Below are 14,712 nucleotides of genomic sequence, written 5' to 3' on the forward strand. Positions count from 1 at the left end.
TATTCAATTACATATACTTGACTGGTATGATGATATTATAACATCATTGCTTTTATTGAAGATCGTTCAGTGTATTGGAGAGGCGGTTGTTCTGATAATCAGATTAATGGAGGATTGTGTGCTGGTGAGGATGTAATAATCAATATCAATGATTTTGTGAAAGAATTTATTGCATTTTTTTTACACCTGGAAATTACGATACAGGAAATTGAGATAAATATGGAAGACTTTTATTTTTATCGTTTTGATCATGATGCTTTTGTTGAAACTTATTCTTCTCTGCCTGTCAATATTGGCTGTTGGGAGTTATAATTATTCTATCGAAAACTGAAATATCTTCCAAAAAAAACATGGTATTTTATGAAGAAATATAGAGATATCCATCATTATTACCTTTCAAATTTTTTTAAACACAGTGAATTGAACTATGATAGCTTCTGGTTGTTTTATAATCATGAAGACGGAATTCAAATGGATGATTTTTTTCCTGATCAAAAGGTTTATTCTTTTTTATGGGAGTATGCAAATGCAGATATTTTAATAAAAATTGATGAATGGAAAAGAGCTTTCAGAAGAAATAATATTGAGATTTTACAAGCAGCCAAGTTGCATACCCGAAACTACTTGTCAGGTGGGCGAAAAGTATATCTGGATTGCCTGGAAACCAATCTTATAACTGCGGATGAAAAATTTAAAGATCTGACTGCATATGATATCGGGCAACGTTTTGTTCAGATCGTAGCCGATGAAAATGTCTCTTTTACAGATATTGATTTAAGTTTCCTTGAATTAACAGATACAGCAAATAAATTTCAAACGTTGATCAGGATTTTAGATACTGATGGTATTCAGGCACTCATCTTAAATGGTTACCATCATCGTGGAGAATTACTTAAAGCCTGTATTGTGAAGAGGGGAGAAGCCTGTCTACAACCAACGGAAGTTTTGTCCTTACCTATTTTTGAAAATACCTATGTGGCGATGCCATTTAATTGGTGAGATTTTTTTAAAGTTTGAATAATTCTTTATTTAAACTCTAAAAATATTCGTTTTTAATAGATGTTTTCTGTGTTATAAAATTTGTTAAAATTTTATTAAATAAAAATTCGTAGTGTTTGTTTCTTTTGTAAATTTGCAAAAAAAAACTAAAACTAATAATACTATGAAAAAATCAACCATTTTCATCTTATCTTTTTATCCTGTTCTTGGACTGTAAAGATGGCTTTCTTCTTTAAGGTTAATTTTATTCAAACTAAACTCCAGTTGGTTTCTGCTAACTATTTATGTAGTCAAAAATACCCAGCATGTATAAACTTTTTTATTCCAAAGCATTCACGGTAATTGGATTGTCGTGTTCTGCTTTATTTTATTCTCAATTGGTAGGATCTGATGCCCAGCTATGGGAAAAAGCCAATCCAACACTTCGAGAAGTAACGAAATGTAAAGACGAAAATTTACTCAATTTTCATTGTGGCATCAAGGACAAACTTTTTAAGAAATATATTAAATACAGTAAGAATAAGAGTCATACTCTTACAGCTGTTCATCGGTCGAAGGAGGATGAGTTAATATGGGAAAATACTGAAAAAAAGATTTCCTTGGGCAACAACAACTTTAAAACAGGTAAAGAAAAAACGGTTGAAATTAGAAAAAAACCCAGTATTTTTTCATTTATAGCAGCAGCTGATATTAATCGTGAGAAATCAGACAGTATAAAAATCAAATTCGAGGACCAGAATCTTTACGAAATTATATTTCTGCCAAGAAAGGCGAAATCTTCAGATCTAGGTAAGATACATTCTTACCTCTCTATTAAATATGGAATTTCATTGGAAAAAGGGAAATATTACAGCAGTGATGGAAAGGTTATCTGGGATCCTGAAAAACATAAAGAATTTAAATATAAACCCACAGGATTAGGAAGAGATAATGGTAATGAATTATATCAAAAACAATCTTCCAACCAGGCTGATCAGTTTTTAACAATTGGTAAAAATTCTATTGAAAGAATAAACGTAGAAAATCAGGCTGTTTTTGAGAATAATCAGTTTGTTATTTGGTCGGATGATAACAAAGAATTAGCGTTGAAAAATGATGGGAATTTTGATATCCTGCAAAAAAACTGGGAGATCAATTTTATTGGTAATAAGGTTTCTAAAACTGATTATAGTGTAAGGATTTTGAAGACAACAATGAATCCGGATTCATTATCTGCTACTTACTGGCTGTTTTTGAAAAAGCCTGATGGAAGTATTCAAAAAATCCAGGGAGCTGAAACTGATCGTTATATCATTTTTAATAAAGTTGATTTTCTTAATGAATTTGATAGTGGTGATATCGCTCATTTCACCTTTGCTGTGAGTCCTACCAAAGATTCTAAAAAAGATGTAATGGGCCAAACCCAGCATTCTGGTTCGGGATTACCAATGAGCAGTAATGAATTATCACTGAATCAAACTAAAATTAATCTTTATCCCAATCCGGTTAAGAAAGGACAGACCTTTACAGTAACTTTTCCACCTATGGATAACCTTGGTATTTCCATTTATGATGGGGCAGGAAGACTTATTAAGCTTGATAATATAGATCGCAAATCGACCCATTATACAGGACAGCTTGCTGTTCAGAGTGTTTATATCATCAATCTTATCCAGGATAAAAAAATTATAAAAACGTTCAAATTAATTGTTGATTAAATTATACCATGAAAATAAATAAGAATCAATTTCCCGTTACGAAGAAATCGTTTCTGCTGATATGCTTTTTTGCGTGTATGTTTGTTTTTGCAGGCTTCACCAAAGAGGACAGGCAGAAGGTTCGGGGATTCAAGAAAGAACTGATGAGTAAATGGACCGATAAAAAGGTTGATTCGCTTAATCAGAATGCAGATGAAAGCTCTTCTCATCAATTAGTACAATCTGAAAAATCTCTTCAAAAAAATATCATAGGAGATCTTGGAATTTCAAATTCTGATAAGGAAAATTTAGGATTTTCTGAATTGGGAAATACTATTGCTAACAATAGCGAAAGTTTTTATCCATCAAAAGAAAAAGAAGGAACAATTGGTGCTTTCACAGAACAGGATGAAGATGAGGTATCTGATAACTTTTTTACGGTGGATGTTCCGTCGGTGGAAAAAAATGCAGTCGCTTATCTGGAATATGATTTGTTTGGTCTGGCTTCTCATGAGTCAGTATCCAGATCTATCAACCATAATATTGCGATAGGAGGAGGAATTATTATTCCTAGTGCAAAATGGAGTCATCAGAAAGAAACTCTTAATTCAGGACTTATTAAAACAGGTTTCAACACGGTATTATTCACTTCACCGACTACGGGAGTAAAATATAAAATAAAAAACCTACGTATCGTTTTTGATAAAGAGAAGAGATCAGAAAATAATCTGCATCTAACTTCTGCGCTGTCAGGAGATCAGCTGTATGTAAAAGGAAACACTACTTCACTATCAGATTTGGTAGTTAATAATGAGGTTATTGCTGTGAAAAACGGTGAATTTGAAAAGGTTATCAAAATTTCTGAGGAAAATAAAGTAGCTGGTTCATTCTCTGTTATTGCAGGAGGTGTAGCCAATACTTACAAAATTCCGGTTTCTACAAAAGCTTTTAAAGTAGTTGATCACTACTACGCAAAGCCGAAAGGAGTTGAAATTTCAAAAGATAAGGAGTTTAGCATAAGCTATGAAAATATGAATGTTTCTATTGAAAAAGGAGCATCAGAGTCGGCTTATATAGAAATACTGAAATTAAGAGAAAAGGATATTCCTGCAGTTTCTCAGGGGCTTAAAAATGTTACCCTGAATAATGCTGCCTATAGATTTTCTTTAGTCTCAGGGAAGCTGGAAAAAAAGGCTAAGATTACTATTCCTTATGATACGAAAAGACTGGGATTATTTTCTCCTAAAGATATTAAGGTTTTCCACTTTGATTATGCTAAAAAACAATGGGTTTCGGATAAATCAGTTGTTGATGAGAAAAATAAAACGGTAATGGTAGAAGGAGATGGAGACCATGATTATATCAACGGAATTATTTCCGCTCCGGAATCTCCCCAGACAACAGCTTTTTCACCAACAAGTATCAGCGGATTAAAAGCAGCAGATCCAATGGCAGGAATGCAGCTGATGAATGCTCCTACTGCAAGCCAAAAAGGAGATGCCAATATGAATTATCCTATCAAAGTTCCTGCTGGTTTGGGAGGATTACAGCCTTCTTTAGCAATAGGATATAACAGTGGTGCCGGTAACGGATGGATGGGTGAAGGATGGGATCTTCAGGGATTATCGGCGATCTCAGTAGATACCAGATGGGGAACACCTAAGTTTGGTGCCCAGGAAACGGAACTGTATACTTTAGATGGGGAAATGCTTGTTTATCCTAATGGTTATCTGCCACACAGACATAATAATACAAGTGAGACCTCTACAGATATTACAACAGCAAGGCAGGTACGTAATTCGACAGGGAAAAAACAATTTTATCTCAGAAAAAACCATGATTTTACTCTTATAGAAAGAGAAGGGAATACACCTTCTGATTATGCATGGATAGTAACTTCTACAGATGGTACTAAGAGTTATTATGGCGGAAGTGATAATTCTGTTATAAAAAATGATGAAGGCCAGATTGTTCATTGGGGATTAAGAATGATAGAAGACAGTAATGGTAATAAAATGATGTTTACCTATCAGAAAAATATATTAGATCTTGGATCAACTAATGCCCTAACCGGAGGAGTTTATTTTCATATTCAAAAAATAACTTACGGAAAAAATCAGGATTACAGTGTTAATTTTATTGCTGAAACCGGAATTAGTAGAAAAGATATCAATATCAATGCGAAGCAGGGAGTAAAAAGAGTGGAACCATATCTTTTAAAAGCTATTGATATAAAACATAAGACAGAAAAAATACGAACCTATGGAGCAGAATACGAAGATGGACAATTTAATAAAACAAGGTTAAGAAGATTATACAGTCAGGTATACAATATTAAGATCGTGAATCCGCTTCCTATTGTTGATGACTATTCTTTTGAATACTATAACCAGGTAGAAAATAATCAGATATTTGGACCTGATACTCAGGTGCAGGTACAGAATTCTGAAAATGTCTATAATGGACTGATCGAAAATCTTCTGAAACCATCCAAAATCAATGGAAATATTTCCTCTGAAAATGGATTAAACTTTAGACCGGCTGCTGGGTTGAATTTCTTTTATTCTTCCAATGACGCATATGGACACCTGATGTTTGGGTTCCCTTTTGGATATTCCACGGCTGAAGCAAAGAATGCCCAGCAGCTTATTGACTTTAACGGAGATGGTATTCAGGATATGATCTACAGAACCTCTTCTCAACTGAAATTCAGTCAGGGAAAACTGGATCAGGACGGTCATTTATCTTTTTTACCAGCCAAACCCTTATTAAATTATAACAACAACTTTACCTATACCGAAACCAAGACCAACAATTCAGGATGGGATATGGGAGCTACAGTATACAGTAGATCCCAGATTAAATCTACATCCAGAGGAACCACATCTACCTATCTGATTGATGCTAACTCTGACGGATTAGTTGATGTTGTCAATAATGGACAGGTCTGGTTTAATAAATATAATAAGATCTCACAACAGCCTGAAATGACCATACATTCTGAATTTACAGAAAATATGGTAGTGAAGGACAAGCCAATTGCACCTCCGGTCTTACCTCCGGACGATCCTATTTTTACTCCAGATATTCCGGCAGTACCCATTACTGATGTTGTAAAAGTATGGATAGCTTCACAGGATGGGTATATCACGATTAAAGATAATATATCCGTACCTTCTTATACTGGAGATCAGGGTGATTTACCCATAAAAATGTATTATTCGGTGGAAGCTCCTTACGCGTCTTCGGGTTCTTCTGTTAATACAAGAGTTTATCTTACTGAACTTACCCCTGGTGGCCTTGCGAAAAATATTTCGATCTCGAAGTACAATGATTATTATACAGAAATGAATGCCATTTCACCGGGAAATAATACAGTATCCAATCAGGTAGGAGCTGCTAATAGTTCCAACAGGATTTTTGTAAAAAGTGGTGAGAAAGTATACATAAGATTGCATAAAAGCCAGAATAAGAATTTAGAGGTAAACTCTAATCCGGAAGTTATTTATGTTGATCCCTCAACCGGATCCCCATTGTCAAGCAAGTTTGTATTTCAGGATCAGTTTAAGCTGAATAATGGAAATTATGGAAGTAATTTCCTGACCAATAATTTATTATCATCAGTGTATCTGGATGGTACGGGAACAGCAAATATTACAGTGGAAAGTGTTAACTTTACCTCTAGTACAGATAACTTTACCTTTAAAGTGATTGCAGAAAATGCAGCTACTGGTGCAGCTACAGTGCTCCATTCTTCTGAATATATTCAGTCATATGATCCATTCAGTACTGAAGCTTTTACAGGTACTTTGAATGTGAATTCAAGTGAACCGGTATACTTGAAGTTTATTGTAGAATCTGATTCTCATACATCATTCTTCAGCAGCAACTGGAAAGATAAAATCAAAGTACATTATAATGCTGTTTCAAATAATAATGCATCAGTTAACTTAGATTTGTATCCGGTTGCTCAATATCCTTCATATGCAGTAACGCAACTAAGAGCAAGAATAGATATTAGAAATACTCAGGACAATCCTAACATTGTTAGTGGAAAAAGAGCTTTTGGTGTTCAGATAGACAAAGGTGTTACAAACTTTTCTACTCTTTCAACCGGAACGTTTTATTACGTAATTAAAACCGGATCAACGGTGATGGGGAAAAGAAAAGTAACTGTAGCTGCTAACGGAGCTAACTCCGTGATTAAAGAAGAGGATATGATTGGTGGATTTGATGTTCCGGGAATGAGTCCTATCAGCTTTTATAAGGGAGATTTAACAATACCGGAATTTGGTCAACCTCATCTTGTTAATATTCAGGTGTATTGTAAAACTGATGGTGATTACGCTTTATTCAATAAATATTCTCAGTACTTCCAGGGGAAACCATTCAAAATTTACGGAAGTGGTGAGCTGATTACCTCTGTACCGCCAACTTCGGTAAATACAGCAATGTATAACCCAAAAACTGCTGTCTATAATAACTGGGGACAATTTTTATACAATCCGGGAATTATCGAAGGTTACACCTATGGAAAACCAATTGAAGCAGAAACTATGACTCCGGGTAATGCAGCTCAAAATACTTATCCACAATGTATTCAGCAGCCTCCTTTAAGTGCAGAGGAGTTGGCTAAGTGTATTGATAACTTACCTAATGCGAACCCTAATACAGGAAATAATACAGTTTCCCAATTTGTTTCTCCTATGAAACCACATAGTTCACTGGTAAATACAGGAGGTAACTATACTGTTAAAAGCATTTGGGTGGGAGCCGGAGAGAATCAGTTTGCTTCTGCAGGTTCTTTCAAGGATGATGAAACTGTCAATTATTTCAATAATCCTATACCTAATACACCATCGGTAACACCTACAACTCTGGTGACAAAAGTACTTTCATTGGATACCACAATGAAGGCTATCAGTAGAAAACAGAGCAGCTATACCCGTAATACAACAAATACACTAAATGTATCAGTAGGAGGTGTAGGAATATCTGAAGCCGAATCAGAAACTGTACCTTGGGGAAAAGGAAGTATTGAAACTCAGACTTTCTCTGATATAAATGGAGACGGGTATCCTGATATGGTATATCCTGAGTCTATTCAAATGACAAACTCAGTCGGAAGTTTAGATGATATAAACCTGGTACCATCGGGAGGTTTTCCTACAGATTCCAATACCTATCAGAAGATGAACTCTCTGGGATTCTCTTATAATCTTTTTTCTGCTAGTGGAAGAATTAGTGTAAATGGTCTTTTAGGAACTACTTCAAAAGGAGATTCTTCTATGCCATGGTCTGGGTCCGGATCTGCGAGTGCAGGAGTTACCAAGTATTTTAACTCATTTGATTCAGGGAGAAATTTTTGGATGGATATTAATGGAGATGGACTTCCTGACAGAGTGGTAGATGGAGGCGATCTGAATATGGGTGTAATGCTCAATCTAGGGAAAAAGCTGTTAACGCGAAAGCCTGTTGAAAATATGCTTACTTACCGATCTCACCCGATAGGAAGTGAAAATATTTCTATAGGTGGAGGGTTAGGTTCTTCAGCAAATATGGGTGCCTTGAGCAGCTTTGGATTTGGTATCAGTGCAAGCTTAGGCGGTTCAGCTTCAAAGGGGACTGCAGATGTTGTATATGAAGATATCAACGGAGATGGTTTAATTGATATTCTTGAGGTGAAAAATTGCGATCTATTGCCAGGTTGTACTAAATGGACCAATGTTCGCTATAATTTAGGGCATAAATTTGATACAGCTGTTCCATTGCTTAAAACAGTAGGAAATGTAGATTTTACTGAAGAAAGTGGCTCATATAATGGCTATTTCTCTTTCGGAGGAAGCTTTATGGTAAATATAGGACCTATCCCGATTATTCCTCCTGTTCCGATTCTGAATCTTTTCATAAAAGTAGGAGCAGGAGCTACGGCCAACTTGGGGATCAATGTTTCTGATACTCAAAAGGCTTTCAGAGATATGAACGGAGATGGATTTGTTGATCTTGTAGTAGATAACAGTAATGGATTTACAGTTAACTATTCTTTGATTGGAAAAACCAATAAACTGAAATCTGTTACTCAAAATATAACCAAAGGGAAGTACACTATAGACTATCAGTTTACACAACCAAACTATGAGGATCCACATGCAAAACTGGTGGTTAAAGAGGTTAAAATATTAAACCCGGATGTTTTTAGTACAGACTATACGCTTTCCAGTACAGAAAAAGATATTGTAACCCAATATAAATTTGAAAATTCCAGATATGACAGAAGGGAAAGAGATAATTTTGGTTTTGGAAAAGTAATACGTGAAGAAATCAATATCGATGGAAATCCTTACCGTAAAACTGAGGATACGTATTACAACACAAGTTATTTCTTAAACGGATTAATTAAACAAAGTAAAATCCTTTCGGGAAATGATGAGTTAATTTCCAAAGTGATCTATAACTATCGTTTATATAAATTTAAAGATAATACAACCAAAATAGACCCTAATTACTTAGCTGAAAGTTTTGATAACGGAGGAACAGAAGGTAGAAAAATGGCTACCGTTCTGTTGAATACAAAGATCAATACGAGATTTGAAAATGGTGGTGAAATAGAGACTACGGAAAAAATGGAGTATGATTACAATACCGGATTGGTTTCAAATTATACCTATACCAGCCCTACCAATTCCTATAAATCTGTGATCACTTATTGGACCGGTCTGAATAAAAATATGATCGCAGTACCAAAAGAGATCAATGTATATGACGGAACAGGTTCTACTCTTTTAAGGAAGAGAAAAACCCAGGATATAAACGTTAATACAGGAGATGTCGGAAAATATATCGTATTTGATGGCTCTCAGGATATCATAACAGATTATACTTATGAACCTTCCGGTAATGTTAAAACGGTAACTTATCCGCCTGATGAATCACAGAACAGATATTCCATATCCTACGAATATGATGATGAAACAGGTAAGTATGTAATAAGAACAACAGATGCCTTTGGATATATTTCCTTTGGACAGTATAATCTTTATTTGGATGTTTTAACAAAAAGTACAGATATAACAGGAAATGTAATACAATATGGATATGATGACTATGGAAGGGCTATATCCATCATTGAACCTTATAGTCCTGCAAATATTTCTACAATAACTCACTCTTATTATTATGATCATTATGGTATGCCGAGTTCAGATCAGAATATTAAAATATTCCGTGCCAGAACCTCTCATTATGATGCAGACCATCCGAATAACCTGATTAATACAGACTCTTATTCAGATTTTATGGGAAGAGTAATACAGGTGAAGAAAGATATTGATGTAAGTGGTGTGGAAAAAAGATCTGTTTCAGGAAGATCTGTTTTTGATGTATTCGGAAGAACAATAGAACAATATCATCCGGTACAGGAAGATCAGATGACAGATAATCTTAACCTTTCAATTGCTCAGAATGTAGTAAGAACCAGTTATGATCATTCAGACAGGATTAACAGTATGAAGGATGAAGATGGAGTGATGAAGAATCTTACCTATCAGATTGAAGGAAACCTGCTTAAAACTACAGAAGAGTTTGATGTTATGAAAACGGAAACCTTTGCTAATGTGGAAGGACAGGTTGTTGAGAAAATAAATTACCTGAATAGTGACCCGCTGTCTACAAAATTTGAATACAATACAATAGGTGAACTGCTTATGGTAACTGATCCGCAAGGTATTAAGACGACCTATAAGTATAACCTTGCCGGAAGAAGAACAGAAATGTTACATCCTGATAAAGGACTTACTACTTATGTATATGATTCTGCGGGACATCTTATCTGGTTTGGAACTCCAAATCTGGCAAATGATCCCACTATACAAACCCATCAGATTCATTATAAATATGATAAGAGCAGACTGACAGATATTATACTTCCTGATCTTCCGAGCGGAGTTACTAATCCTAATAACGTTCATTACAATTATATGCCTGCCAATTCAGGAAATAATTCCGGAAGGATTACGACAAAAACAGACGGGACAGGTTATACCAATTATAATTATGGTAAGCTGGGCGAAGTAATATCGGAGACTCGTAGAATATTCGGATACAATATTCCAACGATGGAATTCAAAACGGATTATGTCTATGACAGCTGGAACCGTCTTAAAAAACTGACATATCCTGATGGAGAGCAGCTTACTTACAGCTATGACCTGGGAGGGAATCTTAAAACGGTAACCAACGGAAGTTATAATTATATTCAGAATATCAAATATGACCTTTATGAGCAGAGAACAGCAGCCAACTATGGAAATGGAACAAGAACAGATTATTCATATATTGCTACCAACAGAAGGTTAGATCACTTTGGGTTATGGAGCAATTCCAATGCGTTTTTATCCAACAGCTACGAGTATGATAAGAGAGGAAATATTATCCGTCTTGCCAATGATGTAGGGGTAACGCCAAATCAAATGGGAGGAACCTATGCTTTCAAATATGGGTATGATACCTTAAACAGATTGATTGGTACGGAAAGTGATATGGGACTTAATGATAAAGGAGGAACTCCTACAACACCCAATACTTCTCCATATGCGCAAAGTAACTCACATTTTGAGCTTAGAAAGGTAACATATAACGAAAGTGGAGGGATTGTATTGAAGGAGCAGGTGCATCAGATCGACCAGCAGCCGGAACCACTGAATACCTACGCTAATAATTATAAGTATATTCCGGAAACTCATAAAGTGAAGACGATTATTGATGGTAATATCAGTGGTACGCAGCAACTTTTCGAATATGATGATAATGGGAATACCATTAAACATGTTGATGAATTTGGTGCCAAGCAGATGTTCTGGGATGAGCAGGATCGTTTAAAAGCTTTTTATAGTGACGACTCTGGTGTATACCAGTATTATGCCTACGATGATAAAGGAGAAAGAACAATAAAATACAATCTTCATGGAAGTTCTCAGCTATATCAGAACGGAGAATTGGTAGATCCGGGTAGCTTAAGCTTAACTGATTATACTTTGTATCCTAATCCATATGTAACGGTATCCTTAAACGGACAGTACACCAAACATTATTTTGAAGGAGCAACCCGCTTTGCCAGCAGAGTGATGGATGGAAGCAATATTTTTGTTCCTCTAAATCTCAGAACATCTGATCAGGGAACAACAATGAGAGAACCTGATCCTTCTGTTGATTTCAAAACGTATCTTGAAAAAGCAGGAGTAGGTGATATTTCCTTAGCAGAGCTGAATACTTTAAATGGACCAACCAGCCAGTTAGGATTATACTATTTGCATAATGATCATTTAGGAACGGCAACATTTGTTACCAATTCCAGTGCTCAGAGTACGCAGTTTTTCTTAAATTTACCATTCGGAGAAACGATGCTGGAGCAGAGAACAGGAGTATATGATAACCCATATAAGTTCAATGCAAAAGAATTGGATAGAGAAACAGGGTTATATTATTACGGAGCGAGATATTATAATCCGAGAGCAAGTATTTGGTATGGGGTAGATCCATTAGCCGAAAAATATCCAAGTTGGAGTCCCTATGTTTATACATTTGATAATCCTATCAGATTTATTGACCCAGACGGACAAGCTCCAAATGACATTGTTTTTATGGGGGTTAATGGTCGAGAAATTCATAGGATTAAAAGTAATACAGTTTTTAAGACCTATATGATTGATATTAATGCAAAAAGTGTTGCAGTAAGTGGTTTGACGGCAAACGGAGGAAAAGGATGGATAGAAGCGGTAATGCCCAATATAATACAAGAAAAAGGAGGAGGTAATACTACTGGATCAATTTATCAAAAATATGATTATTTAATAGCGTCAGAAACTGGATATTTTAATCAATACAAAAATGCGGGTATTACTCCTAAACATACAAATGGGTTAAGTATTGATGACGCATCTACAGTGCCAGATTTAGATCCCACTTTAGTCAAAGCTACAATCATGCAAGAATCTATGATGGGAACATATGATGAAAACCCTAATGATCTAAATAACCCCAAATCCGATATTATGCAAGCAAATGTTTATTATAGTGTATTTTCAAATGACTGGGCAAATGGACATAAAACTCAATTTGGACTAACAAAAGGAGGGGGAGCTACTCCAGAACAATCAGTTAGTGCTGGTATTGGATTGATGTATCAAAAAGGACTTACAACAAGTAAGGGAAAAACAAAATGGACAGGTGGAAAGACATGGGATAATGCAAGTAAAAACTATAATGGAGGTGGAGCTTCAAACTATGGTAATGTATTGAAAATGAGGGATTCGGCAAAAAAACCACAACCTAAAAATTATTAATAATATGAAAACCTTTTTATGTTTAATTTGTTTGATAGTGTTATCTCAGTGTCATAAAGTACCTCCACAGAAAGAACAAAAATCAAAAACATTAGAAAATCTACCAAGTGTAATTATAGAGGGTAGTAGTTTAACAAAAAAAAATATATCCTTGGATTGTATTGAATTAAAAAATAATAAGTTACAAGATAATTTTAATTTTTTAAAAACAAATATTGTTTATTACAGTATCAAAACAATTAATAAGAATAAATTAAATGATTTGGAATATTATAAATCATTTTTAGTTAAAATACCCTTTTTGAATTTTTTACCCAATGATTTTATTAAGAGTAATTTCAAGTTTAAAAAATATTTTAAAGAAGTAGAAAATTATGGAGATTGTCATATTGGAGAATTTATCTTTTTAAATAAAATTAATTCAAGACAAAACAAAGCTTATGTATTATTTAATACTACTCGAAATGAAGTAACAATTTGGTATTATGATAATATGAAATTTGACCCAAATGATATTGTTCTAACTTATAGTATTAAAGGTATTAATTCTTATTATATAGTTAAATATTCAGAAGAATGTCAAGCTTTTGTTCCTTTAGAATAATGGTTATCAAATGAATTAACATTTTACAAACAAAAAAACGCTCTATAAAGTCTCTTGACTTCTAGATGAAAAGTAAATAATTTAATATTATACAAAGCCTCGCATTTTGCGAGGTTTTGTACTTTAAGAATCGTCTTTATCATTTGTAATGTTATTTATTCAGTGCTCAGACAACACTGTTTTTCTTAAATTTACCATTCGGAGAAACAATACTGGAGCAGAAAACAGGAGTATATGATAACCCATATAAGTTCAATGCCAAAGAGCTTGACAGAGAAACAGGGCTGTATTATTACGGAGCGAGATATTATAATCCAAGGTTGAGTATTTGGTATGGTGTGGATCCGCTAGCGGAGAAGTATCCGAGCTGGAGTCCGTATGCATATTGTGGAAACAACCCTATTAATTACATTGATCCTGATGGAAATTTTAGATTACCAGCAAATGCTACGAAAGAGGAAAGAGCATTATATACAGCGGCAATAAAAACTATAAAAGCGGTGTTTCGAGATTCAGAATTTCGAGAAGCGTTTAAAAATAGATTTGGTGTAAATGATAAAATGATACAAACAATGCTCAGAGATGGAGATGGGCCCACTGTTATAATGAATGAAAGTTTACTTGATTTGGCGAGTTTTGATCCAGGTGGTGATCCCAATGTTATTAAAATAGATTCTGCGTAGTAAATACGGTTTCAAAAAATAAAGGAAATAAAAAGTATATTGATAATTTAGCAGAAATAATAATTCATGAAGGTGGTCATTGGGCAGACTATGCAATTGACCATCATTCCAAGGAATCTGAACCACTTTTTAAGATGAGTCTTAAATCAAAAAGTGGTAGGTCAGATGCAGGAGATAATTGGGAAATTATTTATTTTAGAACAGATACTCAATTTTCTGCTTCTGATCGTGATATAATTAGTGAAAAGTTTGATGGAATTAGGAGGAATAATGCTGCAAAAGACTTTAGGCAACAACGTCAAATCAGGGACTTGAAATCAGAAAAAAAACCATCTATTTTAGATAATTATAAAAAACCAAAAGATAATTTGCGAGTAAGAGGATGTTATTAATCTAAAATTTTCAAATAG

The 14,712-nt window shown here is 34.5% G+C and carries 7 protein-coding genes; all 7 read left to right on the forward strand.

All coding sequences use genetic code 11. From position 1 onward, the window contains the following. Positions 1 to 69 precede the first annotated feature (69 nt). The 7 genes from BUE84_RS04900 (at position 70) to BUE84_RS04930 (ending at position 14,694) form a co-directional block, all read left to right on the forward strand. Positions 70 to 312 carry a hypothetical protein gene (locus BUE84_RS04900; RefSeq protein ID WP_079240718.1) on the forward strand — a complete coding sequence of 81 codons (243 nt, stop codon included), beginning with the start codon at positions 70 to 72 and terminating at the stop codon, positions 310 to 312. 48 nt (positions 313 to 360) lie between these two features. Continuing rightward, entirely contained in the window at positions 361 to 999 is a 639-nt protein-coding gene (locus BUE84_RS04905) for a hypothetical protein (RefSeq protein ID WP_079240719.1), read from the forward strand. A gap of 305 nt (positions 1,000 to 1,304) precedes the next feature. After that, positions 1,305 to 2,696, forward strand: a complete 1,392-nt coding sequence (locus BUE84_RS04910; protein WP_079240720.1) for a T9SS type A sorting domain-containing protein — start codon at positions 1,305 to 1,307, stop codon at positions 2,694 to 2,696. 8 nt (positions 2,697 to 2,704) lie between these two features. Further along, positions 2,705 to 13,015: a SpvB/TcaC N-terminal domain-containing protein gene (locus tag BUE84_RS04915; RefSeq protein WP_079240721.1), complete on the forward strand. Its 10,311-nt coding sequence runs from the start codon at positions 2,705 to 2,707 to the stop codon at positions 13,013 to 13,015. 4 nt (positions 13,016 to 13,019) lie between these two features. After that, positions 13,020 to 13,619, forward strand: coding sequence for a hypothetical protein (locus tag BUE84_RS04920; RefSeq protein ID WP_145953210.1), 600 nt, complete (start codon positions 13,020 to 13,022; stop codon positions 13,617 to 13,619). 212 nt (positions 13,620 to 13,831) lie between these two features. Continuing rightward, the gene (locus tag BUE84_RS04925; protein WP_238594416.1) at positions 13,832 to 14,302 is read left to right on the forward strand and encodes an RHS repeat-associated core domain-containing protein; all 471 of its coding nucleotides are present in this window, start codon (positions 13,832 to 13,834) and stop codon (positions 14,300 to 14,302) included. A 134-nt stretch (positions 14,303 to 14,436) separates the two neighbouring features. Beyond that, on the forward strand, positions 14,437 to 14,694 hold the full coding sequence (locus BUE84_RS04930; RefSeq protein WP_079240724.1) for a hypothetical protein: 258 nt from the start codon (positions 14,437 to 14,439) through the stop codon (positions 14,692 to 14,694). Positions 14,695 to 14,712: the final 18 nt, after the last annotated feature.

Origin of the sequence: Chryseobacterium indologenes, from assembly GCF_002025665.1 — a bacterium.
Lineage (GTDB): Bacteria > Bacteroidota > Bacteroidia > Flavobacteriales > Weeksellaceae > Chryseobacterium > Chryseobacterium metallicongregator.